Origin of the sequence: Geomonas azotofigens (genome assembly GCF_018919395.1) — a bacterium.
GTDB classification, from domain to species: domain Bacteria; phylum Desulfobacterota; class Desulfuromonadia; order Geobacterales; family Geobacteraceae; genus Geomonas; species Geomonas azotofigens.
In genome coordinates this window covers 63,316-88,736 of the sequence record NZ_JAHLME010000009.1, presented here as the reverse complement: position 1 = coordinate 88,736, position 25,421 = coordinate 63,316, and the positions used below count along the sequence as shown (strand labels likewise).

Genomic DNA, 25,421 nt, shown 5'->3' with positions numbered 1-25,421 from the left:
TAAACGGTTTGCCTTTTGGTAGTTACAGACCATTTACTACTCTATGGATCCCATCCTTCACGAGCTTTTCACCGAAATTAATGACCATTCCCAACTTCAAATTCAGCATGCGCAGGTAGGTCAGCGCCTGTGATTCAAAGATGGTGTTGTACTGGCTCACGGCTTTCACTTCGACCACCACCAATTTCCCTACCAAAAGATCCAGCCGGAGCGGGACTCCCAATTGATGCCCCTTGTAGGTTAGTGGCACCTCCAACTGTCGCCCGACCGGGAATCCGCGTTGCTTTAACTCCCAAGCCAAAGCCTCCTCGTACACGCATTCGAGAAGACCAGGTCCACCCAAATTTCTGTGAACCTCTACGGCACAATCCACGACATGGGCGCTCAATTCATTTTCCGTCATCGTGCACCTCCGAACGTAAGGCCTTAACGCCCGGCAACACGCCGCCAAAGCGCAAAAGAGGAGCATAACTGGAAAAGGAATTTAATCAAAAGCGATGTAACGCAAAGCCGCAGAGACGCGAGGGAACCAAAAGCTAGGAATCAAGTCTCGGTTTTGCCCTAAAAGTTTTTCTTAGCGCCTTTGCGGCTTTGCGTTAAATATCAGGTTCTTTGTTTTAAGCCCCCGCCCCTTTCGAACGGCGGGCGAGCCATATTTCGCGCCCAAGGAACAGCGCGAAGATGGCGAAGGAGGCCAGGGTCAGGGCCTTGCCGATCTTGAACGGCGTCGGATCAAAGACAAACTCGACCTTGTGCATCCCCGGCGTCAGATAGATGCCGCGCAGCACGTGGTTCACCGGATAGATCTCGGTCAACTTGCCGTCCACCGTCGCCTTCCACCCCTTGTAGTACTTCTCCCCCATCACGAGCATCGAGTTCATGGTCACCGCGGCGTCGAGATCTATCTTTTCCGCCTCGTATTTGCTGACGCGCACCTGCCCGGGACCGGTATTGGGCAGCGGGGCGCCGGGGCCCAACATCGGGATCGGCGGCGGCGACTCGACGATGGCGATCACCCCGGGGCTGAACTGCGGGTTCTGCAGCGCACCCAGGACGTCCGCCGTGTTGGCGACCTGCACCGCGACCGGAGCGAGCCATGCCTTAGGCAGCACGGTCTTGTTCTCCAGGATGATCATGGCACCGCCGGGGGAAGTGAAGACGGGGATGTATTTGCCGGAGAGACCCGCCTTATCCTGCTCGTACTGTTCCTTGGTCGCCACCACGTACCGCACGTTGAGCATGTCGGGCATGGTTGAGGCGAGATTGAAGTTGTCCAAAAACTCCTGCCAGCGCCGCTGCTGCACCGCGTTGGAGGTGAACATGACCGGGATACCGGCCGCCGCGTAGGGCATCGGGTCGCCGTTCAACGGCAGGGTCCGGAACTCCTTGGACTGCTTGGCCAGGAACGCGATATCGGGCGACTGGGTCGCGACAGCCTTGTGCGGCTCATCCACCAGGAACAGGAACTTCGAGTTGACCCGCCCGGTATCGACCAGGAACAGCCCGATGAGCACGAAGGGGAGCAGCTTCGCCGCCAGCTTGCCCCGCTGGTACAGGGCGAAGACCACGGCAAAGACGGCGGCGAAACCCGCGGCGATCCAGGTTTCGTTAACCAGGTTGGTCCAGCGCTGCAGCACGAGTTTCTCGCTTTGCGGCTCGTAGCGGGTGGGCTGGGCGATGATGTCGATGAACTTGTTCACCCAGAAGTTGCCGGTGGTGACCTCCACCCCGGCGAGCACCAGCAAAAGCACCGGAAGCGCCACCACGCCGATCATGTAGCGTTTGAAGGCGCGGCTGGCGCGGGTCGCCGGATCGAGCAGCAGATCCACGGCGATGGCCGACAGCACGCCAAGCCCCAGCACCGGGATGAACATGATCATCTTGGGCACCCGGAACCGGTTGATGCCGGGGAAGTAGTCGAAGAGCAGGTTGTAGAAGGGGGTGTATTTCCCCATCGAGAACAGGATCCCCACCACGACCGCCGAGAGAGCCAGCCAGGTGTAGCGGTCCCTACGGAAGATGAGCGGCAGGGGGAGCAGCAGCCAGGGAAGCAAGCCCATGTAGCTCACCGTCTGGGTGAAGTTCATCCGCCCCCAGTAGTAAGCATCGATGTTGGAGGGATTCGGTCCCGCCTCCTGGCGGGAAAACCCGAACATGCCCGGGATGATGAAGGCCGCCGTCTCCTCGGGAGGCAGCGACCAGGACATCGCCTCCTCGCGCGCGAGCCCCCCCTTGGCTTCGTTCTGCCCCGCGGCGGCGGTGACGTTCGCCCCGCTGTTCACCCCGCGGTTGGTCTCCTTGGACCAGTTGGCCAGGGGAACCAGCGACATCGCGACGGTGGTGAGAAAGAAGACCAGCAGGGTCAGGTTCAAGGCGAGCAGACGCCCGAACTCCTTCTTGCCCCCCTCGTCCGCGAAGACGATGCACAAGGAGCGCGCGACGCCGTAGACGCCGATGGCGAGACAGGTGTAGTAGGCGACCTGCCAGTGCCCGTGAAAAAACTGCACCGCGAGGATGAAGGCCGTGCTCAGGAAGAAAATGACCCGCCGCGACCGGAACCCTTTCTCCAGGAAGAAGAAGGCCCAGGGGGTGATGGAGATGGTGGCGATCTTCATGACGTGCCCCGCGTTGATCAGGGAGGCGTTTTCCGGAGCTATGGCGAACACCAGTCCGGCTAACAACGAGCCGATCTGGCCGCAGCCGATGGTACGGCAGAACCAGTAGGTGCCTGCGGCGCCGACGAAAAGGTGGAAAACGATGTACCACGCCACGTTGGCCGGAGACGGAAACAGCCAGAAGATCAGCTTCTGGGTGAACAGGAACTGGCCGGCGGCGCCGCCCCCCTCGTTGGTGAAGCCGGAGTTGATGTACATGTCCCAACCGGCGCTGGAGAGGTTGATGTCGAAGAGCTTCCAAAACGGCAGCGAGCCGAGGCTTTTCACTCCCCAGTAGAACTCGTTGATGATGTCCGGGGCGCGGATGATCTTGTCGGTGAAAAGGATCTTGGAAAATAGGACAACGAGCAGCGCCAGCAGTGCGCCCTGAAACAGCAATTCCTTCTTACGATCGGTCATACATGCTCTCCGGAAAAGACTCCACACGGCTGCAGCGTGATTTCATTTTGGTCGAACTGAGATGAAGCCGATGGGTGGGCACCTTCGGGGATTCCAACAGCGGCCTTGACAGCGGGAAAACCAACGGGACCTAGCGGCCAATCGGATATTTATAAAACAATTCAAGTTTCTCGGCAAACATATTCCACCGGAACTGCTCCAGCAGGTAGCGTCGTCCCTCCCGCCCGATGGCCTCCCGCCGGACCGGGTCGTCAAGAAGCTCCACGGTCCGTTCCGCCATGCCCCGCCAATCGTCCGGGTCGCAGAGCACGCCGCCACGCTCCGGCACGATGTACTCCTTGATCTGACCTACCGCGTCGGCCACCACGGGCACGCCCGCGCGCAGGAGTTCCGTCAGCTTTGCCGGACATTTGCAGCGGTTCAACAGGGTGTCGGCGAACGGGTAGATGGCGAGGTCGGCGGCGGCCAGGTAGTCGGGTAGCTCGGCGGGTTCCACCCAGCCGGCCATGACCAGCGCGTCCTCGAAGCCGTCGGTGCGGGCGGCGGCGACAAGTTGCGCTTCCTCCCCCTGCCGCCCCTTGCCCACCACCAGGAATCTGACGCCGGGCACCCGGCGCCGGGCCTCGGCGAAGATGAGGTGCAGCTTCTCCTGGCTGAACTCGAAAAAGCGCGTGTAGAGAAGAAGTACCGATGCATCCGCGGCGATCCCGAGCCGCTGCCGGATCTTCGCGCCGTCGCCGGCGGGCTGGTCGTCGACGCAGTTGGGAAGATACAATAACCGCTCCCGCGCAATCCCCATTTGCAGGTGCAACTCCTCCAGCATGCGGCTCGCCACGGTGACGCCGCGCACGCGCTGCGGCAGCCACTGTTCCTGAAACGCGTACAGCTGCCGCTCGGCCGCCGAGTATCGCACCTGGTCGTTCATCCCCCCCTTCCCTTCCCAATCGTCGGTATCGAGAAAAAGAGGCGGCATGCGGATGCCGAGCCGCTCGCAACAAAGCTGCAACATGGCGCTCAGGCCGCCGTACCCCTTGGGCTTGAAGAGGTGCACCAGGTCCGGCGTCTCCGCCAGCGCGGCACGGAACAGGCGCCAGGCGAGGAAGGGAGCCGCCACGGCCTTGTGCTTCGGCCCCAGGACGATGTTCTTCACCGGCACGCCGCGCACCACCTCGACGGTGCCCGAACTTTCCGGGTTGGTGTAGGGAGGTGCAACGATGACCACTTCGTGGCCCCGCTTCTGCAGTTCCACGGCGAGCGGCACCATGCGGGCGATCACCGTCCCTTTGGGGCGGATGCCAAACGGAGCGATAAAGACAATTTTCACGCGCTCCCTCCCTTGCCGGCCCGCTTTCCCTTGACGACCCGGTCGTAGAACTGCTGGGCGGCGACGAGCATGCCGGAACCGAAGATCCCGGCGGCGACGGCGAAGGCGACGAAAATCTTGCGGTGCCGGAACGGAAAGCGCGCCGCCTCGCGGATCAGCGCCCGCCCTTCCGCCCCCCGCCCCGCCAGCACCAGGACCCGGCCGTAATCGGCCCTGTGAAACGCCACCAGCCCCTGGGCATCGACGGAGCGCCGGGCCAGTTCCGCGCCGTACACCGCGACAATCCGCTCCGCGACCCGCAGCTTCGCCTCGAACATTTTCACCTGGTCGCCGATGGTGTTGCCCGGGTGCAGCCTGACCTTTGCATGCAGGCGATCCTGGAAGCCGAACTTCGCTCCGGCTAGGGCCAGGCGCAGCAGGAAATCCCAGTCCTCGTAACGGTTGCGCGCGGGATCGAAACCGGCGGTCCTGGCCGCCGCCTGGCGCCGGATCAGCGGCGAGTGGATGGTGATGAAGTTGCCGTACAGAAGCTCCAACACGATGTCCCCGCTGGGAGATCTGCGTTGCGGCGTGAAGCTGGAGCCGTCCTCGTCGTTGAAATAGCTGACCCGGGAGTAGGCCACGTCGTACTCGGGATGCTCGCCCAGAAAGGCCACCTGTTCGGCCAGCTTCTCCGGCGCCAGCAGGTCATCGGCGTCCAGAAACGAGATGAACTCCCCGCCTGCCTGGCTCATGCCGTTGTTGCGCGCCGCGGAGCGCTCGGCGTTTTGCTGGTACAGATAGCGTACCCGGCTGCCGTACCCCTTGACGATGTCGGCGGTGCGGTCGCTGGAGCCGTCATCGACCACGATGCACTCGACGCCGGGATAGCTTTGCGCGAGGACGCTGTCGATGGCCTGGGCGATGTAGCGCTCCGCGTTGTAGGCCGCGATGATCACGGAAACCGTGGCGGCGTGCCTTTGGGTCATCCCTTGACTCCCTTGATACGATTCAGCAGTTCATCCAGCCGGATCTTCGCCTTCTTGATTCCCAGCAATAGCCTGCCGGCGACGTCGTCGCTCACGAAGCTGCTGATGGGGACGTCGCGGTCGGTCCACTCGTACTTGTACTCCTCGGGGCCGATGCAGAAATCGAACAGCTCCACCTCCTGCTCGAAACAGTGCCGGACCAGGTAGTAGGTCAGCACCCGCCCCGGCGAGAATTTGCCGTAGCGATGGTCATAGGTGGGCATCACGAAGTAGAGCCTGTTCTTGTAGAGATAGCCCAGGTGGGTCGCGATGATCTCGCCGTTCAGCGTCAGGCAGCAGAGGTGGAGACTGGGGTTACGCCGCGCCTCCTGACGATAGAAATCCTCGTACCCCGGCTTGAAGAGCACCCCGTGCACGCCCGAGACCTGGAAACGCCAGCGCTTCTGCTCGAAAAACGCCTCCAGCACCTCCCCCGCCCGGGGCGTATCGCCCGTCACCACGCTGAAAACGAGCTCGCCCTGCTCCTGCAGCCTCTTGATCTGGCGCAGCGTGTCGGACTTCTGCTTCTTGCGGAACCGCTTCAGCGAATCGAGGTACGGCTCGAAGCCCCCTTCCAGGTCGATGAAAGGAGCGACATCCCCCCGGAAGAACCTGCATTCCCGGCTGAAGAACGGATAGGCGAGCGCATCGTGGCGCATGTTCTGGAAGTAGCCGACGTGATAGCCCATCTCCTTCTTGAGCAGCCGCAGCGCCTCGCGCACGAAATCATCGACAGGTATCGAGGAGGCCGGGTCGAAGAGCACGTCGCCGTAATCGACGATGAAGAAACCGCCCAGCCAGGTCAGGATGCGCACCCCTGCCTTGACGATGACGCAGGCCGGGAACACCGCCCGTAGCACCCCCGCCTCGCGGCCGACCACGACGGCCGGGACCGCACCGCCCGCCTTGCCCGCAGAAAGGTACCAGTCCGCCAGCAGGCAGTGATTCTGGAACAGGTGCGCCGGGGACTTCCGCTCCAGCTTCTCCCATTCCGGCCCCAGGTCCAGGAGCCCGTTCTCGTTGTCGATCAGTTCAAACAGCATCGAGCACCTTTTGCAGCAACGGCAGATAACTCTCCGCCTCCAGGTCCTGGTGCAGCGGGAGGTAAAGCATCCTTCCCCAGAGATCAGCGGCGCCCCAGGTGCCGTCGTCCAGCACCGGAGCAGGCAGCGACGGCCACGTGTGCAGGTCCAGGCCGCGCCGCCGGGCGCTGCGCAGAAGTTCCAGCCAGGTGGGACGGTTCGGGGTGACGACCGGGAGAACCAGCGGCGAATTCCCCTCCCGTAGCAGCCTGGGGATCGGGAGCATTTCGGCGCGGCCACGGGCCAGCAGGTAGAGTTCCAGCGTCTGGTACAGCCCTCGCCTGCTCCGGCGGATGGAGGCCTCGTCACAGGCGGCGAGTTGGCGCAAAGCGAGCGGATCGACTCGGTACCCCTTGATGTCGTCCTCGCTAAAGCCCCGCGGATCAGAGAAATCCGGGAGCGCGCGCAACCGGATCCCGGCGGTGCGCAGCGTGGCTGCGGCGACGTAACGCTGCCGCGATTCCGGTGCGCCCGCGTTGAGCCGGTCCACTTCTTCCTTCAACGGCAGGAATCGGTCGCTGTTGATCCTGACCCGCCCGCCGTTCAGCGAGCCGATCACCTTTCTGAACGACGTGAAGGAGAAGTCGCCAAATTCCTCAAGGCTGCGCTCGCCGGCGCGGCTGGCGAAACCGTGGGCGTTGTCGTTGAGCCAGACCAGATTGTGCGCGACGCAAAAGTCGGCGATGGCGCCGAAATCCTGGCTCACGCCGAAATAGTTCACCGAGATGAAGGCGCGGCTGCCGGGTTTCGCCTCGACGCTCTCCCAGTCCACCTGGAAATCCGGCGTCACCCGGTAATACACCGGCTCGATGCCGAGCTCCGCGAGCGGGAGCAGCACCACGTCGCAGATGTAGGCGGGGATGAGGACGCGGTCGCCGCGCCCCAAGCCCAGCACCTTCAGCACGTTCAAAAGGGCGAAGCGGGCATACCCGGTGTAACTGGTCCGGTCGTCGCCGCTTGGTGCCGTGCCGGGCAGCGAGAGCCGCATGAGCGCAGGCAGTCTTATTTCAGGAGCGCGCTTGATCAATAGGTGACGACCTTTTTGAACCCGTTAGTGACGGCGCTGTACATCCCGGAGAGGAAGATCTCGCTCAGCTTGCCGTTCTTCCCCCCCTCGTAGAGCGGAATGCGGGGAAGCATGAGCAGATGATCCCGGTGCCCGGAATGAAGATTGCCGACCCGCGTGGTGACCGCGCTCTCGAAACCCGCTTCTTTGGCCAGTTCCTCTTCGCGCTCGCCGGCGTCCACCGCCTTGCCGTAAGGGTAGGCGAGGTGGCGCACCGGCCGGCCGATCTCCCGCTCGATCTCAGCGCGCGACGCGGCCAGCTCCCGGTGCGCCTCGTCCCTCGGCAGGGGCGCGAGGCTGCGGTGGCTCAGCGTGTGGCAGCCGATGCGACAGAGCTCGTCCGCCGCCATCTCCCTCACCTCGTCCCAGGTCATGGCGAGTCGTTCCTGCGCCGTGGCAAGCGGATAGCGCTCCCGCAGCCGCCCCATGAGCTCCGCCTGGTCCTGCGAGGAAAGCGGCTGGTAGGCCGACTTGAAAGCGACGAAGGCAGCCCTGGAATCGGCGATATCCAGCGTGACGCGCCGATCAGCGTGCTCAAGCTCAATACGGCGGTACGCCAGGAGCATCTCCTCCAGGGTGTACCACCAGAAGTCTGCCCTCCCCCCGGGAAACGAGTTGGCGACATAGACGGTGAAGGGGACCCGGTGACTGGCGAAGACGGGCCAGGCATGGTCGAAATTGTCGCGGTAGCCGTCATCCAGGGTGAGCACCATGTTGCGGCCGTGCGCCACGCAGTCGTCGAAGTCATGCACCAGGTGGTCAAGCGAGATGAAGCGCCAGCCCGCCTTTTTCCGGCCGGCGATGAAGCGGTCCAGGAATTCCGGCGTCACCTTCAGGTTGTCCGAGGGAAGCCCCCGCGCGGGGCCGGGCAGTACCCGGTGCAGGAGCAGCACCGAGGTGTGGCCGCCGTAGAAGGGGGCGAAGAGCCGGTGCAGGCCGCTGCCGTGCACCATGTCCACCAGCAGTTTTACCGTCATGACAAAAGCGTTCTCGCCAGCTTCGTGTAGGCCTTCAGGCAGAGGGGGTCGGTCCGCAGCGCCTCCCAGTGCATCCGCAGCGCCTGTGCCTTTGCGCCGGCCCCGCCCAATGCGCGCCCCAGCGTCGCCAGGTGCTCCGCCTTCTTGCGGCGGTACATCCGGTCCAGAAGAGACGCGGAGCAGGTGCCGTCGCCGCGCAGCAATTCCAGGTGGTGGGTCACCACGTTGAAGATGTTGCGGTGATGGTACTCGATCTTCTGGGTGATGCTCCCCTCGACGCGGTGGTACTCGCCCAGCACTTCCGGGAGATGGGCGAAGCGGGCGCCGGCGCGGGCCAGCCGCAACCAGAACTCGTAGTCCTCCGCGCTGTTGAAGTCGAGGTTTTCCGAGAAGCCGCCGATCCCTTGCGCCAGTTCCCGGCGCACGACGGTAGCCGAGGTCGACAGGCGATTGCCGCGGAAAAGCAGGTCCTGGTAGGCCGGCTCCCGCACTTCCTCGTAGGAGAGCGGGCGCCTGGTCCCGTCCCCGGCGACCTCGATCTCGTCGTGGTAGGCGACGTCGACCTGGGGCTTTTCGACAAGCAGGGCCGCCATGCGCTCCAGCTTGGTCGGATGCCATAAGTCGTCGGCGTCCAGAAAAGCGATGAAACGGCCGGTGGCGCGGAAGATCCCGTTATTGCGCGCGCCGCCGATCCCCTTGTTGTTCTGGCTGGCGAGCCGCAGCGGGAACCCGGGGTGGCAGCGGGCGTAATCCTCGATCACCTGAACCGTGTCGTCCTTGGAGCCGTCGTTGGTGATCACGACCTCGTAGTCGGCCAGGGTCTGGGCGCGCACGGAATCGAGGGCCTTGGCAATGAAGGGCGCCGAGTTGTAGGCGGGAATGACGACGCTGAAGAAGACGTCTTGCCGCGTCGCCTCGTTACCTGATGAGCTTTGCATATTCCTCTGTCATCCTTTGGGCCGTGAAAAGTCTGCGGTAGCGTTCATACCCTTTGCGCCCCTGCTCGGCGTGCAGTTCCCGGTCGAGGAGCAGGCGCACCATCTGTTCCGCGTAGCCGTCGACGTCATCCTTGGCGAAGGTGAAGCCGCCGTCGCCATCCTGCACCACCTCGGGAAGCCCCCCTACCCTGGTCGCCAGCACCGGAACGCGGTTGGCCATGGCCTCGACACAGGTGAGACCGAAGGACTCGAATTCCTGCGACCCCACGAGGAGGAGATCAGCCTGCCTCAGGATCTGCATCGCATCGGAGCGGAAGTCGAGGACGTGAACGTTGGCGCCGATGTTGAATTCCTGGGCCATCCCCTGCACCGCCGCGATTTCTTCGGCGCTGCCGTGCCCGCAGATGACGAACCGCGCCTGAGGCACCCGCCGCAGCGTCTTTTGGAACACCTGGAGCAGGAAACGGTGCCCCTTACGAGGCTCGTAGGTGCCGAGCATCAGGCATAGCGGCGTATCCGGAGCAAGGGAGAGTTCCGCCCGGATGTCGGTGGCAGGAGGCGGTTCGTGGGAGAAGTCGAGCCCGTTGTAGACGAAGCGGACCTTGGCGCGGTCCGCGTAGATCTTCGGCCGAACCGAGAGGGATTCCGCCGCCGCGCGCGACACGGTGACGAAGGCCTTGCTGTGCCGGGCCAGCAGACTGTCGAGCCGATCCTCCTGGAGTCTGGCGCAGCGGGAGGCCGCGGTACCGAGGTTGTGAAAGTTGTGGATGCTCTTCGGTTTACCGGAGTAGAGTCCCCAGGCGATGCCCGCGGCGCGGCAGGTATCCGCCCCCGGAAAGCCGCCGTTTACCACCATGAGCCGGTCGCAGTTCTCGCCAAGCAGGATCTTGCCGAGCATCCGCGTGGCCGAGGCAATGAACAGGTAGCGCGACAAAGGCGACGAGCAGACCCGGAAGGTGTCCATGAGTTTGTTGCCGCGGGTCTTCTCGGCCCAGCGCGCGTAGGTCGGGATCCGGTGCGTCACCACCTTGCAGGGGCGTTCGAGCCGCTGCCGGATCACCTCCAGCCCCGGGTAGTCCTCGTTACAGACCAGCACGAACTCGTCCCCGGCCTCCGGCCAGTGGTTCATGAGCGTCGCGATGAACGTGTCGATCCCGCCGCGGTTATAGGTTTCGGTGTACAGCATTATTTTCATGGGCTTGTCACCTGTCTTATTTCCTAAGCAATGACAAAGGATTCACCATAATGTCCTTCCGCGTGATCCCCGCGATGCTAGGTACCATCCAGATCAGTCCTGCGATGGCTATGAGGTAAACAAGCCCGGCGGAAATCAGCCGATAAGAATGCAGGATGAGGTTTTCACTAACAGCTGGATACTGCAACAGCGGGAGCAGCCACGTAAGTTTGAAGTAGCCAGAAACCAAATGGGAGGTATATGCAATCCCATAGATTACTGCAACCATCATGACCTGGAGCCCAAGCCATTTCGCGAAAGGAGTACGCAGATACCGTGTATTGCAGAACAACTGGACGTTGGTGCCGACAAACTGCCAGGTCAGCATTTTCAGCGCGAGGCCTGTGGCTCCGAGGGCGAGGCCGGGGACGGCAAAAGAAACCGGGGCTATGCAGAAATATGTGATTGGCAGGCTTACCACCATCATGATGATGCCGAGTCTGGCATACAGTGCAGTCTGCCCAGTGGCAACCATCAACGCACCGCTGAGCTGGCCGAATGTCTGGTGAATCGGGTACAGTGCCATCAGCGCGATAGGTATGATCGCTCCTTTATACTTTTCTCCACCGATCAAAGCTACTATGTTGCCACTTTGGACAGACAGGAAACAACTCGCCACTGTTGCTATGAAGAGAAAGAGCTTTATTCGCTCAAAGAGTATTAGCAGCCTTGCATGGTCCTTTTCCTCATGGGCCAACGCAAACTCCCGAGTCAACAACGGCGTCATGGCGCTGGTAAAAAGAAAAGCAATTTGCCCCAAGCGGTCCGATAGCCCGAAGAAACCTTGCTGCATGGAACCACCGATCAGTTGCAGAAACCACCGGTCGAAATAGAGAAAGAGAAAACCGCCGAGCATTAGGAGCGTAAGCGGACGCGCGTAATCCCACACGAAAGCACCATAGTTCTGTATCTCTTCCTTAGGAAACCTCCATGGCCTGATTGCGGCCAATCGCCATGCATCTTGCCGGTAGAGCCACCTCACCGATAGTGCCACCGTCGCTGCCACCACAGCCACCTGTGCCCACAAATACGACCCCAAAGTGAGCAGGCCTCCCCCTGCCAGTAATGCCAGCACAGCGAACTTTAGAGTGTTCTGTACCAGCCGTATCTGCTCCAACCCTACTGTCAGCGATTTCCCATCTGAGAGATAGACCAAAAACTGGTACAAAAAGGTCACCAGGGTGAAAGCCAAAGCTGCCCACAGATACTCCGGTGCGATATCGGGCCACAGCCATGCATGGAGTCCGAACGCGTGCGAGACGGCAAGCAAGAGAGCAAACAGTGTGGCTATGGCCAGTGAAAAATAAAAAGTTGCTCCCGTAGCGAGATCAGTGTCTTCCTTATGCCCTTTCCGAGATACCCAGTTGAAGTAAGCTACGGGTACTTGCAGTGCCAGCGTATCAAAGACGAGTTTGAAGTTGTTGGTGATGAACTCAAACTTCCCGAACTGCTCCGGGCCAAGTACCCGCGGAACGAAAGACATGGTTACCAAACCCAAAAGGATCCCGAAAACATTGGCTCCGAGTTTGAACGCGAACCGCTTTTGTAAAGAAGCCACCTTAGTCAAAACATATCCTCAATCAGGCCTTCATTTCGGCAAGGAAAATATCACGAGTGAAACTATGCTCTGACTCAGGAGTGGTCAGGTAGTTGTATTTGTAGAGGTCATACCGCTCTGGATCAGGCTCCCGTAGTTCAATGGTCTCAGCCCTTTGCACCTTATCAATGTTGTAGAGCGGTTGATTTAGGTATTCCGCAAAGTCTCCCATCCATCCCACTATGGTGTCACGGTAGATTCGCTCCATCTCCGTCGTGTAGATGAAAAGCAGCGACTTTCTGTTGAGTACGGCATAGCTTATAGCCGTGCTATGATGTGAAATCACAAACTCCGCATCGCGTACGAGTTCAGGTGTCGCCCCCTTAAAAGCTTTACGGCCAAAGTACAAATCACCGTAATTCGCGTTTGGATGAGCAGCTATCACTACCTGTACGTGGTAACGCTCTTCGAGCATCCCGAAAAATCGCTCCAACGAAGCTACGTACTCGGACGGAGTGACAAAATCCCATCCGACAAGCTTTAGATCTGAATGGTATGCCAAGTTGATATCAAGAAAGACACAGTAACGCCCCGGAATGAGCCTTTGATCGACATCCTTTGTCCTCACATAGTTATCAAAATCGCACAGGTTTACCGGTACCTTCTTTCCAGCCCTCGGGTGCATGGCAAATGAAGCGTATCCCGCTGTAAAAACGACGTCGAACGGCTTCACTGGCATGAGCTTCGAGCCAACCAGTGTCGACAATTTCCCCCAGACTTCTCGAATAAATTTTGAAGGATGACGGAGCAACGTCGCATATTTTCCTGTCCTGCTGCGAGCTTTGATGGGGAAGTTTCCCCATTCGAAGAAAAAGAGCCGGCAGCCGTAGGTGGACAACATCCGGTAGAGCCGATTGAATCTACTCTCATAATTGACAAGCATTACAAAGTTGGCGTCACCCCCTTGGCAGCCAATCAGAAGGGATTGCAACTGCTTGTAGCTGGTAACTGCGACGAGATAATCGCGATTCAAAGAAGGCTGAAACCTAACCTCGCTGAACAAAAGCGAGGTGACATCCCAATACTCTACAGGAACTCCATGCTCCTGAAGATAGGAAATGTACCAGTCCCGCTCCACCTTCTCACTGAGCGGCATCCAGGAGATGTAGACAACCTTTTTCACAGTGCCCATCCGTCATCGACTATGATGTTCTGACCGTTCACGAATCTGGACATGTCGCTCAACAGGTACAGCAGTGTGCCCGTGAGGTCCTGCGGGTCCAGCATCCCCTTCGAGAGCGAGAACGCACGGTACTTCTCCAGAAACTCGGCGGGCTGCGCATCGAGAATTCCGCCGGGGCTGATGCAGTTGACCCTGATGTTTGAACCCTTGAAGTACTTGGCCAGATACTTGGTCAAGTGAATGACCGCCGACTTTATAGCCGCGTACTCCACCGGCATGGTCATCCGGGTCCCCTCGTAAACCTCAAACCGTGGGGCAACGACCCCATAGATCGACGCCATGTTGATGATGTTCCCGTAGCCCTGCTTTTGAAAGTGCAGCCCGAACTGCTGCGACGTCAGGAAATACCCCCCCAAATGGGTGCCGACATTGTCGCAGAAGTCGTCGTAAGTCACATCCTCCAGCCGGGCACCGTAGCGCTTGTTGCGAGGATAAGCATTATTAACCAAAGCATCTACCCTGCCATAGCGCTCCGTCAGCACAGTTATCAGCCGCTGCACTGATTCCTTGCAGGTTATGTCCAGCAACTCGAAATCAGCCTTGCCCGAGTTTGCCCTGATCTCCTCGGCGAGTCTCGTGCCGTTTTCTTCAGACGTATCTGCAATGATCGCAACCGCTCCGGCCGCCGCGACGGCGCGGGTATACTCGCTGCCTATGCGTCCGGCTGCACCGGTGATGACCACCACATTATTGTCGATATCTACACCTTTCAATTCTGCCTCCCCCTCTGCAAATCGTGATCAGGCTGCAGCCGGTTCCGTTAATGACTCAGCCGGCGCAGGGGCTTCATCTTTTGCGAACCGATGCTTAAAGGACAAGAAGGGCATCTCGATGAAACGGAACGAGAGCTCTGTTACGACCAGTGAAGCTGCCGCGCATGCCAACAATACAGTTATGTTCTTAGGGTTTATCACGTTCAATATCCAGTAATGCCAAAGATAAAGGCCGTATGATCTTTTCCCGAAGTACACCAGCGGCTTCGTGGAAAGGATCGATTTGCTGAACTTGAATCCAGGCTTCACAGCGAGGTATATCAGGCCGCAGGTTAGTACCGGGATAATGAAGATTGGTCCGCTGAAAAAGGTGGGATCAGCGGTAAAAGCATCCCTTCTCAGCATGAACAAAGCGATTCCTCCGAACGACAACAAGGGAAGAATCTTCTCCAAAGGCTTGGGCAAAACTACACGATCATTCCAGAAGTGAAACGCTGTGGCAAGACAGCACCCGAAGAGAAGGGTGAAAGCGCGAGTGTCAAAACCGTAATAGAGTCGCCACCAAGGCGCTGACGTTGACATATAAAAAGTCTCTGACATGGAAAGCAGCATCAGAGTCAAGCTTGCAACCAAAAGCCCTTTCCCACCCCACCTCTTCACCACGGCATAAAGAATGATCGGCCAAAGGAAATAGAACTGTTCCTCTACCGAGAGAGACCACGTGTGCCCAAGTTCGCCCGGACGATTCAAGCCAGCCGCACCAGCCCAGTTCGCTACATAAAAGAACACCAGTGCGATGTCACCATAGTGGCGACTGAGGTTTTTCCCGAAGAGGGTGACCAGGGTCGCATACACGATCAGCAGGCAGAAAAGAGCAGGAAATAATCGCAGTAGCCGGCGAACATAGAAGTTGCGGAAACCAATATCGCCACTACGGGAATACTCCCCCAGAAGAATAGAAGTAATTAAGAACCCGCTTAAGGTAAAGAAAACATCAACCCCGAATCCACCTCGTTGGAGGATGGGGAGCCCGTAGTGGGCAAGACACACGGTGACGATGGCAATGCCGCGAATGCCATCAAGGGCTGCTGTGTATCTCATGGCAGTTGGTCTCCGATATTTCTGATAATCCTGGCGGGGTTGCCAGCGGCAAGAACCCCTGCCGGGACAGACTTCGTCACCAGGCTGCCGGCACCAACCACGGAGTTCTCTCCGATGGTGACGCCGGGAAGGACAATGACATTCGCGCCGAGCCAACACCCCTTTTTAAGTACGACCTGCTCGGAGACGTAGTGCCCCTGGTCAATGATCGGTATATCGGGACTGTCGAACCGGTGGTTGTTCACGTACAGATGAACCCCGGATCCCATCATAACGTCATCCTCAATGGTGATGCCGGCCCCTCCCGGACGGGGATCGGCAAAGAACATCGTGGTGGGACGAACAACAACCCGCTTGCCGATAGAGATCTTGGAACAGCAGATGGCGTAGGCGCCGGGCCTGAAGTCGGCACTGTCATCGAACAGGAGGAACTTCTCTTTGCAAAGGCGCAGCATTGTCGACTTGAAGTGCAGACGCCAGTGGGTGTACGGAATGTCGGGGCCGATGCGGTCGGCATCTTTCCAAAAGCGGATTCGTTGCAGCAACTCAGAAAGAAACATCGACTATCCCCTCCGTGCCTTCATAAGGAACTCGACGAACTGAAAGTCCAGTTCCGAGTCGATATCAATAGAGCGGTCCTCTGGCATTTCATAGAGGAGGGTGTCACCGTTAAAGACGGAATCACTCTCGAACATGCAGTCACGGCGCCAGACATAGACAGAGGCATTCATGTCATAGCACTTTGGGCCGTCCTGCCGACGCACCACGGGCCTTTCCAGTTTCTTCGCAAGGCGGACGAAGCCGTTCGCATCAGCTTCCACAAGGTTAAAGTAAGGGGAGCGCCTCGCGTTCATTCCGGTGATGACGTTGGAAACCCCTCGTTCCTCCAGAAGCCTTACCGCCCCGATGATATCGTCCGCAACTCGCAGGGGCGAGGTCGCGTCAAGATCAACCAGAGTCGTGAAGGCAGTACCGGTGATTCGCTCGACCTCCCGTACACAGTGCCTGATGGCTGGAATCTTTGCCGCCTGGTCGGTGGCGAGTTCGTCGGGACGCTTGATAAGGTGCTGGGCACCCCATTTACCAGCGATCTCGAGAATTTCATCGGAGTCGCTGCTGACAGCTATGGTGCGGAACAAACTGGATTCGATCGCCTGCTGAAGGCTATACGCTATGAGGGGCTTGCCGAGTAGTTCGCGGATGTTCTTGTTTTTGACGCCCTTCGACCCACCTCGCGCGCAGATCGTACAGAGCCGGTTCACTTCCATATCCATCTCCTTTCAGTAACGGCCCGCTCTGCGGCAGTCACCATTCGTACCACATCCAGTCCCTCCTCGAGTGTGCAGAGGAAATCAGTCGGTCCTTCCAGGACAGAGCGGTGCATCTCACGGTAGGTGTGGTCCCTCTCCGCGGAAAACTGCTGGCGCACGTCGTCAACCACGAGTTCGCCCTTTATGAAGTCGATACCAATAGTGTGCTGCCGCGTGTTGATGACCATTTCGCGCCGGGTGAGCCGGTCCAGGTAGTTCAGCTGCACCGTGACTACCGGGCAGCGTGCTGTCGTCAGCATTACCGCGAATACGTCATCGCTATCGATCTCCAACTCGCTGTAGTGTCCTCCGAGCGCCGTGAGTTGCTGCCACCCTCCCAAAAGCCAGTTAAGGTAATCGAGTTCGTGGCTCAAATCACGCAACACCCCACCACCGGCGCTGCCGCTGGCCGAGTACCCATCCCGGTAGTCCCTGTCAGGACGCCACCCTGGCAAATATTGACCGACGTAGGCTTGGACGGAGATGACCGTTTCGCCCTCCAACAGGAGGCGCAACTTCTGTAGCAAAGGGTGAAAGCGGAGGTTGTAGGCGACGTACACATTTGCAAAACGGTGCTGCGGCATCTGTTTCTGTTCGTGGAACAGTGGTTTTTCAACCAGCACTTTTCCCACAAACCCGGCCTCTGCCAGTTCGCAAAGGGCAAGATGATGTTTCGCGGTCTCGTTCGCTACTACCACGTAGTCCGGATCAAACCCGGAGATGGATTCGAAAATGGTGCTGAACCTGCGATAATCAGCAATGAGGCGCGAGCTGATGACGGAGACATCGCAACCGAGTTCAGCAAGAATCCGCGCATGTCGGCTACCTATCGACCCATAACCAACGATCAGCGCCTTCATTCGAAAACCTGTCCGAATTCGCCTTCTGCCCGCTGGAAGTCATCCATCCTCCCGATGTCGACCCAATATTCCCGAACAGGGAAAACCGCGGTCTCCTTCTTCAGGCTAACCACCTTTTCAAACAGCGTCGGCATATCGAAGAAGGTGTCCCTTGGAATCAGGTCCAGGGCCTCAGGCTCCAGCACATAAATTCCGGCGTTCACGAAGAAGCGTTGCACCGGCTTCTCCTCAATGTTCAAGATCCTGTGCTTGTCCACCGTGACAACGCCATAAGGGACCTGGAAGTCATACTCACGGACGCACATAGTCGCCAGAGCCTGATGCTCCCGATGGAACTCCAACAACTGCTGGAAATTCACCTTGGTCAGCACGTCACCGTTCATGACCAGTACAGGGAGGTTGGGACGTTCGGGCAACAATCCAAGCGCCCCGGCAGTGCCGAGTTTCTTGCTCTCGCGGAGGTACTCGATGCGCGCTCCCCAGCGGGAACCGTCCCCGAAGTAGTCCTCGATCAATTCCCCCTTGTAATTCACCGAAATTTTGAAATTGGTGAAGCCGTAATGGGTGAAGTTTTCGAGGATCGTCTCCAGTATCGGCTTGCCACCCACCTTGAGCAGTGGCTTGGGCGTATCGTCGGTAAGGGGCTTGAGACGAGACCCCAACCCTCCGGCCATCAGGACCACACAGTTGTCATACTGAGGGGTTTCCAGTATCCGCTCGACTATTTCAAGCCCAACCACCCGCCCCTCACCGTCTATGACCGGTATCTGGTAGACCTGCTTCAATCGCATGAGCGCCAGGATCTGATCCTTCGCCTCATTTTGAGCCGCAACAGTCGGGGTCCGATTCAGGACCTGCTGCACGCTGTCTTCGAGTGAGCAACCCCGCAGGATGCCGCGGCGGATATCGCCATCACTCACCGTGCCAAGCAGCTTCTGATCGGCATCGACCACGAGGGCAATCCTGAGAGCGCCGCTGTCGATAACGCGAATGGTTTCGCGCAGGGTCGTATCCGCATTTATGAGAGTCTTTCTCCAATCTTTCATCGCATCACCACCTTAGCCGGAACGCCGACCACGGTCACCCCGGCCGCAACGTCCTTAGTAACAACCGCGCCGGCCCCAATCACACTCCCGTCACCAACGCGCACCCCCTGAATCAAAGTCGCACCCGTTCCCACATGGCACCCCGATCCAATGGTGACCCCCCCGGAGACAGTTACACCGGGCGCTATATGGGTATGGTCACCGATGGTACAGTCGTGATCTACAGAAGCACGCGTGTTGATTATGGCGTTTCTCCCGATACGGCAGCTTGGCTGGAGTACTACTCCTGCCATGACCTGCACCCCTTCGCCCAGTTCGACGTCCGAGGCTACCACGGCGGAAGGGTGAACCACGGTTGCGAACCGGTAGCCGCACTCTGAGAACCGTTCGAAGATCGACGTGCGCAGATTCGGCAAGCCAACGGATCCGATGCCGTTGACCAGCCGCACGGTGTCACACGGGAAATCTTCAACCACGCGGTCATCTCCGATAACCGGCACCCCGAGCACGCTCTGCCCCAGGCGACCGGGGTCGGCATCGACCACGCCTGCCATCAGGGCACCGTCGGCTAACAGCGCTTCGACCAGAACCTTGGCGTGTCCTCCCGCACCGAGGATAAGGACCGGGGCACTCATAGCTCAATCACCTCATCCTTGACGTAATTCCTGTCGGCCCGTCGCCCCACCACTTCCCAGTAGCGCAAAGGGGAAAGCCCTCCCCCCGGTCGTTTGATGCAGAGGTTGTCGACGGAAAACGGCTCTCCTGCCGGGATATCGGCTGCCGCCACGATGCTCTTTCTCGCGATTGCTGCATTCTTGACCTCAGAGGGTGCCGGGACCTTCGTGCCGGAGCCCAGGGCCACCTCGACCTGACGAATCGCCTGCACCATCTGGGACAACTCCTCTGGCTCCAGCGATGCCTTGTGATCAGGACCGGGCAAGGCGCGATCGAGAGTGAAGTGCTTCTCGATAATCACAGCTCCCCGGGCGACGGCTGCCACAGGCATGGCAATGCCCTCTGTATGATCTGAGAACCCGACCGGGAGCCCGAATGCCGACGCCAGCGTATCCATGGCACGCAGGTTCACCTCGGCAAAGGGAGCCGGGTACTCCGTCGTACAGTGCAGCAAAGTCACCTTCTCGCGCAGCGCCTGCTGTCCTGCGTCGGATGCATAAGCCTCCTGGAAGCTGGTGATGCCAGGATCGTTTTGCGGGCAGGTATAGCCAAAGGCAAGGACACCAAGCGCCGCTTCCACATCGGCCAAGGTGCACATGCCGGTGGACATGATCACGGGCTTCTGGAGAGACGCGATCTTCAGCAGCAGCGGCGCGTTAGTCACCTCCCCCGAAGGAATCTTGAGCGTCGGCAGATCGAGGGTTCTCCCCAGGAGGTCCACGCTCTCGGCATCAAAGGGTGTCGACAGGAACTGGATACCGTGCAGCTGGCAATGACGAATCAGTTCGCCATGCGCCTCTTCCCCCAGCTCCAACCTTTTCAGCATCGCGTACTGCGACTCGTTGGCATCGGAAGCTTTTTTCTGGTAATCGGCCTTTGGGGCTGTGCCACTCACCAACCGCTCTGCGCGGAAGGTCTGAAATTTAACAGCATCGGCACCAGCCTGGGCAGCCACCTGCACCAGTTCCTTGGCCATATCCAAAGAACCGTTGTGGTTCACCCCCGCCTCGGCAATGACATAGACCCGTTTCGTAGCTGTCGTGTTCACAGGGCCACCTCGTGGAAATGCTTTTTAAGGAGCGCCTTCGGGTCGCCCAGTTGCTTTAGGAGGGAGACGATGCGCTCGGCACCGTGGCCATCACCATAGGGATTGACGGCGCCTGAACAGTCACGGTGTAATGCCTCACCTATAGCAGCCAGGATTTCGCCGGCGTCTGCCCCGCAATTGACCACCGACGAGGCCTGCAGGCGTCCTTTCTGCCGGTCGCCGATATTGACCGTCGGCTTTCCAAACGACGGCGCTTCGTAAAGACCGCTCGAAGAATTGCCGACTACCGCATCCACCTGCGCCATCGCGCTCAGATAACGGAGTTGTCCGAGGGAGGTGTAGGCCCGGGTGTGGGGGCGGGTCGCGACATAGGCATCGATCATCGCTATGATCTCCCTACCGTCCGTGTCAGCATTGGGCTTCGTGAAAATCAGCCCCGTACCGTTTCCAAGCTGGTCCAGCGCATCCAGCAGCTCCTGGAACTGCTGTTTCGCGGGTATGTCTTCAAGGGTCACCGGATGAAACGTAACCAGCAGGTTTTTCTCCTTGAAGTCGAAGCACAGTTCCTGTGCCAGCTCTTGACGCGTCAGCAACTTCAGAGACCTTATCTGGTCGATGCCAGGACTACCTACCACATGAATCTGCTCAGGGTTTTCGCCAAGCTGTCTCACCCTTTTGGCTGCCCCCTCATTGGTGACGAAGTGCAGATGCGCCATCTTCGTGATGCTGTGACGGATCGCCTCGTCAAAGGCTCCTTCCGTCGTATCACCGCCTGCTATGTGAGCGATCGGGATACGTGCAACGAGCGCAGCTTGGGCCGCTGCCAGGATTTCGAAGCGGTCCCCGAGCAGAAGAAGGATGTCGGGCTTCAGACGGTCAAATGCGTCGGCGCATCCCATGGTCCCGAGACCGATGGACTTGGCGATACCGACGGGAGAATCGCTGGAAAGCAGCATTTCGACCTTGGCATCGATTGGAAACCCATCATCCTCGAGGACGCGCCAGGTAAGCCCGAACTCGGGAGAGAGGTGCATGCCTGTCGCGACCACTTGCAGTTCGAGATCCGCGTCCTGCTGGATTGCGCGCATCACCACCGACAGAAGGCCGTATTCCGCACGGCTGCCAGTGACCACGCATACCCTACGCTTTGCCATCGCCGTCTCCTAAAAACGCGCTGCTCGGAATATTGACGATCCTTCGTTCCAGACTCTCCGCCACGGGGAGGTCCATACGTGGACACTGTTCGAACATCGCCAGTTTGTGCATCAGCATCCAAGCCGGCCGCGTCATCACGCCGACATCGTTGGTCTGCGCCAAAAGAGCATCCCTCTGGTCGGCGCTTTCCTCATCCAACAGCAGGACGTTCAACCAGTAGTTGCTGCGAGCGAACGCCTGTTCCTGGAAGAAACGCACACCTTCCAGACCTGCCAGCGCATCCCGGTAACGTTCGGCCAGTATGCGTTTTTTCTCAAGAAAGCCCTCCAGTTGTTCCAGCTGAGCGCAACCGAGTGCAGCATTGATGTTCGGCATGCGATAGTTAAACCCGATCATGTCGTGGCAAAAATTCCAACGGTGCGGGACTTTCGCCGTGGTCGTCAGGTGCTTGGCAAGCCGCCCAAGCTCCTCATCGTTAGTCAGAATGGCCCCGCCACCGCCGGTTGTGACCAGCTTATTGCCATTGAAACTGACCGCGGCGAAACGGCCCCAATTGCCGGTGTGACGGCCCTTGTAGAATGAGCCCAACGACTCCGCGGCATCCTCGATCAGTTCCAGTTGGAACCGGCGACAAACCTCCAGGAGCGGGTCGAGATCTACAGGATGTCCAAACGCATGCATCGGAACCACGGCCTTGATGCGGCGTCCGGTGTTTTTGTTAAAACACTGCCCCGACCGTATCTCGGCTATACCTTCCAGGTAGGCCTCGAGGCGTACCGGGTCAAGACCCAGCGTGGCCTCTTCGCTATCGACAAAGTGGGGCACGGCACCACAGTAGCTGACGGCGTTTGCCGTCGCTATGAAAGTCAAAGCCGGCATCAGCACCTCGTCTCCCCGCTCAACGCCTACGAGCAAGAGACATACGTGAAGAGCGGCAGTACCGTTAACCACCGCGACGGCTTTTCGGGCACCAGTGTACGCGGCAAGTTGCTCTTCGAACCGATCTACGAATTTTCCTACTGAAGAGACCCACCCGGTATCCAGGCACTCCTTGACATACCCCCATTCATTCCCGGCGAAGCAGGGCTCGTGCAAACCGATGAAAGCACGCTCCGGAAGCACTGACTGTATTGCGCTAACGACCTTGTCTATGTCCATTGCACCACTCATATGTTGTAGATGTCGCTTTTATACCCTTTGAGATTGTCTGGATTTTGGAACCAGGCCACCGTCTCGGCGAGCCCTCGCTTTAACCCGCCTTTCCCGGCGAATTCAGGCTCCCAACCGATCAATTCTTTTGCCTTCGCGTTCGACGCCCAAAGCCGCTCCACCTCGCTGTTGTCGGGGCGCAAGCGCGCCTCCTCAGTCTCAATCTCGATATCAACACCCATGACTTCCGCGATCAGTTTAACGGTATCTCCAATGGAGATCTCGTAGTTGCTGCCGATGTTAATGACCTCCCCAATGCCCCGGTCCGTCTCCAACTCGGCAATAAACCCACGCACTGTATCGGAAACAAAGTTGAAATCACGGGTGGGGTGAAGAGCTCCAAGTTTGATGCGACGTTTACCTGAGGCAATCTGGGTAATAACGGTAGGAATAATGGCTCGGGCAGACTGGCGTGGTCCATAGGTATTAAAAGGACGGATAACAGCCACAGGCATGTCGAAGGAGGACTGGAAGGCGAGGGCCATCTGGTCCGACCCGATTTTTGAAGCGGAGTACGGAGACTGCCCTTGTAACGGGTGGTCCTCCGTAATTGGGACAAAACGAGCCGTGCCGTACACTTCACTCGTGGACGTTTGAACGATCTTTTTCACACCGAGTTCGCGTCCGGCCTGCAAGATGTTGAGCGTTCCCTTGATATTGGTATCAACGTAAGTGTCAGGCGAGTGATAGGAATACGGGATGGCAATTAATGCAGCCAAATGCAGCACCGCGTCGCATCCTTTCATCGCCTGCTTGACTCCATGCGGATCCCGTACATCTCCGGAAAACACATCGAGGCTTTTCTTCACATCTGCCGGCGCCTGTTCCAGCCATCCCCACGAATTGAAGGAATTGTAGAGAACGAAAGCACGGACATCATATCCCCTGCGCACTAACTCTTCTGTCAGGTGAGAGCCGATAAAGCCGTCAGCTCCTGTAACTAAGATCTTTCCCGTCACCACGGTCTCCTTTGCGGTAGTTTAATCGTCGTTGTGAGTCTCTGCCGTATTTATCTTACAAGCCTGCATTGCTGTAACTGGTGCCAAGAAGTGCATCAGCAAGCAGAACAGCCCCTGTCGATGCGGCGTCCCCCATAAGCGCGAAGCCTTGGGCGGTCATGTCCTGCATCGCCTTCGGGTCATCGAGCATCCCCGTTATCGTTGCAGCCAACGTGGCCGCATCGACGTCCTCATACCAGCCCACGTTAAGAGTCGCACCTTTAGCCGCTACCGCTTTTGTGGTTGCGGCCTGGTTGTCGGCGACGATGAGGGTGATGGAGGGGAGACCGAGAAAGCACCTCTCCCAGGTGGTGCTGCCTCCGGCGCCGATGGCGAGATCTGCTTCGGACATCATCTGGGCCATGTTGTTCACGTTGCAGTGAAATGAGATATTGGGAAGTTCTGCACACAACGCCTTCAGCTGCTCCCGGTGCGGGTTTGCCCCTCCGACAACAACATCCACCGCGACGTCGTCGCGCCCTACCATGCGCCACGCCTCCAGCGCCTTGGCCGTCTCGTTGCTGGCATCACCACCGCCAAAGGTGATCAGTATGCGCTTGACGGAGCCGTCGCGCTCCCGCAAGGAGCGACGCGCCTGCACGAATTCGTCACGAAGCAGTGCGTAGCGCGGCCCAAGGAACTTCGCACACTGCTCCGGCACAAGGCCGTCGTAGCGCGTCTCCATGTCCTCGTAGAGGTTCTGGTCGAGGAGCAGATCGCAGTCATGGCTTCGGTTGGCGACATCGTCGATCACCATGATGTGGCCGACCAGTGGGCGCAACGCTGTCTCCCAAGTGGCATCGACGCCGTAATGGTCGATGACCAGCCAGTCGGCACCTCCCGCCTGGCGCAGGATCTCGGCGCTCTGCTCGATGTCAGCTTGGACATCCAGGACAAACGGCACCTCATGGCTCGGTGTCGCACCAGCGGGAAGTCGGAAGATCCTGTAACCGGCCGCTTCGACATTGGCGCCGATATTCCCCGGGAGGTCACGGCTGATGAAAGAGACGGCACAGCCTCCCTCGCGCAGCGCGGCTGCAAGGGTGAGACAACGCATGACGTGACCGGCCCCGATGTCGACCGAGGAGTCGGCCCGAAAAAAAACCTTTATAGTTTTGGTGCTGACATCAGCCATATCAGTTCTGCCCTGCCTGGTAGATTCGTGCCGGCTCCACTCCCATGCGCAGCAGTTCGTCGCGCAGGGCTTCGCCTCGCTTCATGGAGGTGATCACTATGTTGTGGTTGCCGGAGAGAAGCCCGATCGCCGGGGTGACCACTGCCTTGTCGAAGAACTTGCGTCCCGCCGCCTCGGCGTCCATCGCTACCGTCAATTCCATTCCCGCTTCCTTCAACGAGAGGAAAGCGATCTCCGCGACTTCGTCGATGCCGCAAAAGGCCACCTGCTTGACGCCGTGGGCCGACATGGACTTGAAAAGCTTCAGGTAGTCCTGCCGGGCGACAGTGTAGAGCCCGGAGAAGTAGCTTAGGTGCTGGTAGGCGAGACGGCTTTTTTCGGCGAAGCCTTTGGGTGTGAGGAGGTAGGCGTAGCGGTTTTTGGGGAAGTTGTTGACCCGGACGAACCCTTTGGCCACCAGGTTCTTCAGGTACGAGTTGACCAGCCCCAGCGCGATGCCGAGACGTTTCGCCAGCTCGCGTTGCGAGAGTTGCTGGTCACCGGAGATCTCCGAGAGGAGGAGAAAAGAGCGATAAGTATCTAATACCTTTTCATCGTCACCGTTCATGTGCTGAACAGTAGTATAAACTCACGGAATTTTCAACCATAAAACCAAAACCGTTAGCCACGGAGAAAATCTGAGAACTTCT

24 protein-coding genes are annotated in these 25,421 nt (G+C 58.9%); all 24 read right to left on the bottom strand.

Annotation, left to right across the window (positions count from 1 at the left end):
- Positions 1-22: 22 nt before the first annotated feature.
- The 24 genes from KOL99_RS20160 to KOL99_RS20045 all read right to left on the bottom strand — a co-directional run bounded on the left by KOL99_RS20160 (position 23) and on the right by KOL99_RS20045 (position 25,339).
- A complete protein-coding gene (locus KOL99_RS20160) occupies positions 23-403 on the bottom strand; it encodes a GxxExxY protein (protein ID WP_216512261.1) in 381 nt (126 codons plus the stop codon).
- A 214-nt stretch (positions 404-617) separates the two neighbouring features.
- Positions 618-3,074 carry a YfhO family protein gene (locus KOL99_RS20155; RefSeq protein ID WP_216512260.1) on the bottom strand — a complete coding sequence of 819 codons (2,457 nt, stop codon included), beginning with the start codon at positions 3,072-3,074 and terminating at the stop codon, positions 618-620.
- Positions 3,075-3,204: 130 nt separating this feature from the next.
- Positions 3,205-4,398 carry a glycosyltransferase family 4 protein gene (locus KOL99_RS20150; protein ID WP_216512259.1) on the bottom strand — a complete coding sequence of 398 codons (1,194 nt, stop codon included), beginning with the start codon at positions 4,396-4,398 and terminating at the stop codon, positions 3,205-3,207.
- Positions 4,395-5,366, bottom strand: coding sequence for a glycosyltransferase family 2 protein (locus KOL99_RS20145; protein ID WP_216512258.1), 972 nt, complete (start codon positions 5,364-5,366; stop codon positions 4,395-4,397). The genes KOL99_RS20150 and KOL99_RS20145 overlap by 4 nt, the downstream gene beginning before the upstream one ends.
- On the bottom strand, positions 5,363-6,448 hold the full coding sequence (locus tag KOL99_RS20140) for a GNAT family N-acetyltransferase (protein ID WP_216512257.1): 1,086 nt from the start codon (positions 6,446-6,448) through the stop codon (positions 5,363-5,365). Before KOL99_RS20140 ends, KOL99_RS20145 begins: the two co-directional genes overlap by 4 nt.
- Positions 6,438-7,475, bottom strand: a complete 1,038-nt coding sequence (locus KOL99_RS20135; RefSeq protein ID WP_216512256.1) for a DegT/DnrJ/EryC1/StrS family aminotransferase — start codon at positions 7,473-7,475, stop codon at positions 6,438-6,440. The genes KOL99_RS20140 and KOL99_RS20135 overlap by 11 nt, the downstream gene beginning before the upstream one ends.
- A 35-nt stretch (positions 7,476-7,510) precedes the next feature.
- Positions 7,511-8,530 (bottom strand): polysaccharide deacetylase family protein, encoded by a 1,020-nt coding sequence (locus KOL99_RS20130; RefSeq protein ID WP_216512255.1) that lies wholly within the window; start codon positions 8,528-8,530, stop codon positions 7,511-7,513.
- Positions 8,527-9,468, bottom strand: a complete 942-nt coding sequence (locus KOL99_RS20125; protein ID WP_216512254.1) for a glycosyltransferase family 2 protein — start codon at positions 9,466-9,468, stop codon at positions 8,527-8,529. Before KOL99_RS20125 ends, KOL99_RS20130 begins: the two co-directional genes overlap by 4 nt.
- Entirely contained in the window at positions 9,449-10,663 is a 1,215-nt protein-coding gene (locus tag KOL99_RS20120) for a glycosyltransferase family 4 protein (protein WP_216512253.1), read from the bottom strand. The genes KOL99_RS20125 and KOL99_RS20120 overlap by 20 nt, the downstream gene beginning before the upstream one ends.
- Before the next feature lie 16 nt (positions 10,664-10,679).
- Positions 10,680-12,260 (bottom strand): lipopolysaccharide biosynthesis protein, encoded by a 1,581-nt coding sequence (locus KOL99_RS20115; RefSeq protein ID WP_328760866.1) that lies wholly within the window; start codon positions 12,258-12,260, stop codon positions 10,680-10,682.
- Positions 12,261-12,282: 22 nt separating this feature from the next.
- Positions 12,283-13,422, bottom strand: coding sequence for a hypothetical protein (locus KOL99_RS20110; RefSeq protein ID WP_216512251.1), 1,140 nt, complete (start codon positions 13,420-13,422; stop codon positions 12,283-12,285).
- Positions 13,419-14,195 (bottom strand): oxidoreductase, encoded by a 777-nt coding sequence (locus tag KOL99_RS20105; protein WP_216512250.1) that lies wholly within the window; start codon positions 14,193-14,195, stop codon positions 13,419-13,421. Before KOL99_RS20105 ends, KOL99_RS20110 begins: the two co-directional genes overlap by 4 nt.
- Positions 14,196-14,222: 27 nt before the next feature.
- A complete protein-coding gene (locus KOL99_RS20100) occupies positions 14,223-15,296 on the bottom strand; it encodes an acyltransferase family protein (protein ID WP_216512249.1) in 1,074 nt (357 codons plus the stop codon).
- Positions 15,293-15,856, bottom strand: a complete 564-nt coding sequence (locus KOL99_RS20095; protein WP_216512248.1) for an acyltransferase — start codon at positions 15,854-15,856, stop codon at positions 15,293-15,295. The genes KOL99_RS20100 and KOL99_RS20095 overlap by 4 nt, the downstream gene beginning before the upstream one ends.
- Positions 15,857-15,859: 3 nt before the next feature.
- Positions 15,860-16,564, bottom strand: coding sequence for an acylneuraminate cytidylyltransferase family protein (locus tag KOL99_RS20090; protein WP_216512247.1), 705 nt, complete (start codon positions 16,562-16,564; stop codon positions 15,860-15,862).
- Positions 16,555-17,466 carry a Gfo/Idh/MocA family protein gene (locus KOL99_RS20085; RefSeq protein ID WP_216512246.1) on the bottom strand — a complete coding sequence of 304 codons (912 nt, stop codon included), beginning with the start codon at positions 17,464-17,466 and terminating at the stop codon, positions 16,555-16,557. Before KOL99_RS20085 ends, KOL99_RS20090 begins: the two co-directional genes overlap by 10 nt.
- A complete protein-coding gene (locus tag KOL99_RS20080) occupies positions 17,463-18,512 on the bottom strand; it encodes a nucleotidyltransferase family protein (RefSeq protein ID WP_216512245.1) in 1,050 nt (349 codons plus the stop codon). The genes KOL99_RS20085 and KOL99_RS20080 overlap by 4 nt, the downstream gene beginning before the upstream one ends.
- The gene (locus tag KOL99_RS20075; protein ID WP_216512244.1) at positions 18,509-19,147 is read right to left on the bottom strand and encodes an acetyltransferase; all 639 of its coding nucleotides are present in this window, start codon (positions 19,145-19,147) and stop codon (positions 18,509-18,511) included. Before KOL99_RS20075 ends, KOL99_RS20080 begins: the two co-directional genes overlap by 4 nt.
- A complete protein-coding gene (gene neuB / locus KOL99_RS20070; protein WP_216512243.1) occupies positions 19,144-20,235 on the bottom strand; it encodes an N-acetylneuraminate synthase in 1,092 nt (363 codons plus the stop codon). Before neuB ends, KOL99_RS20075 begins: the two co-directional genes overlap by 4 nt.
- A complete protein-coding gene (neuC, locus tag KOL99_RS20065) occupies positions 20,232-21,389 on the bottom strand; it encodes a UDP-N-acetylglucosamine 2-epimerase (RefSeq protein ID WP_216512242.1) in 1,158 nt (385 codons plus the stop codon). Before neuC ends, neuB begins: the two co-directional genes overlap by 4 nt.
- The gene (locus KOL99_RS20060; RefSeq protein WP_236026489.1) at positions 21,376-22,548 is read right to left on the bottom strand and encodes a LegC family aminotransferase; all 1,173 of its coding nucleotides are present in this window, start codon (positions 22,546-22,548) and stop codon (positions 21,376-21,378) included. Before KOL99_RS20060 ends, neuC begins: the two co-directional genes overlap by 14 nt.
- 8 nt (positions 22,549-22,556) lie before the next feature.
- Entirely contained in the window at positions 22,557-23,558 is a 1,002-nt protein-coding gene (locus KOL99_RS20055; protein WP_216512240.1) for an NAD-dependent 4,6-dehydratase LegB, read from the bottom strand.
- Between the two features lie 55 nt (positions 23,559-23,613).
- Positions 23,614-24,732, bottom strand: a complete 1,119-nt coding sequence (gene pseG / locus KOL99_RS20050) for a UDP-2,4-diacetamido-2,4,6-trideoxy-beta-L-altropyranose hydrolase (RefSeq protein ID WP_216512239.1) — start codon at positions 24,730-24,732, stop codon at positions 23,614-23,616.
- A gap of 1 nt (position 24,733) precedes the next feature.
- A complete protein-coding gene (locus KOL99_RS20045) occupies positions 24,734-25,339 on the bottom strand; it encodes a winged helix-turn-helix transcriptional regulator (RefSeq protein ID WP_216512238.1) in 606 nt (201 codons plus the stop codon).
- Between the last annotated feature and the right edge of the window lie 82 nt (positions 25,340-25,421).

Excerpts from the sequence above, each read along its gene's own strand:
- KOL99_RS20130 (WP_216512255.1), bottom strand. The coding sequence starts at position 8,530 with ATGACGGTAAAACTGCTGGTGGACATGGTGCACGGCAGCGGCCTGCAC.
- pseG (WP_216512239.1), bottom strand. The coding sequence starts at position 24,732 with ATGGCTGATGTCAGCACCAAAACTATAAAGGTTTTTTTTCGGGCCGAC.
- KOL99_RS20140 (WP_216512257.1), bottom strand. The coding sequence starts at position 6,448 with ATGCTGTTTGAACTGATCGACAACGAGAACGGGCTCCTGGACCTGGGG.
- KOL99_RS20080 (WP_216512245.1), bottom strand. The coding sequence starts at position 18,512 with ATGAAAGATTGGAGAAAGACTCTCATAAATGCGGATACGACCCTGCGC.
- KOL99_RS20060 (WP_236026489.1), bottom strand. The coding sequence starts at position 22,548 with ATGGACATAGACAAGGTCGTTAGCGCAATACAGTCAGTGCTTCCGGAG.
- KOL99_RS20045 (WP_216512238.1), bottom strand. The coding sequence starts at position 25,339 with ATGAACGGTGACGATGAAAAGGTATTAGATACTTATCGCTCTTTTCTC.
- KOL99_RS20135 (WP_216512256.1), bottom strand. The coding sequence starts at position 7,475 with ATGCGGCTCTCGCTGCCCGGCACGGCACCAAGCGGCGACGACCGGACC.
- KOL99_RS20145 (WP_216512258.1), bottom strand. The coding sequence starts at position 5,366 with ATGACCCAAAGGCACGCCGCCACGGTTTCCGTGATCATCGCGGCCTAC.
- KOL99_RS20155 (WP_216512260.1), bottom strand. The coding sequence starts at position 3,074 with ATGACCGATCGTAAGAAGGAATTGCTGTTTCAGGGCGCACTGCTGGCG.
- KOL99_RS20120 (WP_216512253.1), bottom strand. The coding sequence starts at position 10,663 with ATGAAAATAATGCTGTACACCGAAACCTATAACCGCGGCGGGATCGAC.
- KOL99_RS20085 (WP_216512246.1), bottom strand. The coding sequence starts at position 17,466 with ATGAAGGCGCTGATCGTTGGTTATGGGTCGATAGGTAGCCGACATGCG.
- KOL99_RS20090 (WP_216512247.1), bottom strand. The coding sequence starts at position 16,564 with ATGGAAGTGAACCGGCTCTGTACGATCTGCGCGCGAGGTGGGTCGAAG.
- KOL99_RS20095 (WP_216512248.1), bottom strand. The coding sequence starts at position 15,856 with ATGTTTCTTTCTGAGTTGCTGCAACGAATCCGCTTTTGGAAAGATGCC.
- neuC (WP_216512242.1), bottom strand. The coding sequence starts at position 21,389 with ATGGCAAAGCGTAGGGTATGCGTGGTCACTGGCAGCCGTGCGGAATAC.
- KOL99_RS20160 (WP_216512261.1), bottom strand. The coding sequence starts at position 403 with ATGACGGAAAATGAATTGAGCGCCCATGTCGTGGATTGTGCCGTAGAG.
- KOL99_RS20075 (WP_216512244.1), bottom strand. The coding sequence starts at position 19,147 with ATGAGTGCCCCGGTCCTTATCCTCGGTGCGGGAGGACACGCCAAGGTT.
- KOL99_RS20100 (WP_216512249.1), bottom strand. The coding sequence starts at position 15,296 with ATGAGATACACAGCAGCCCTTGATGGCATTCGCGGCATTGCCATCGTC.
- KOL99_RS20125 (WP_216512254.1), bottom strand. The coding sequence starts at position 9,468 with ATGCAAAGCTCATCAGGTAACGAGGCGACGCGGCAAGACGTCTTCTTC.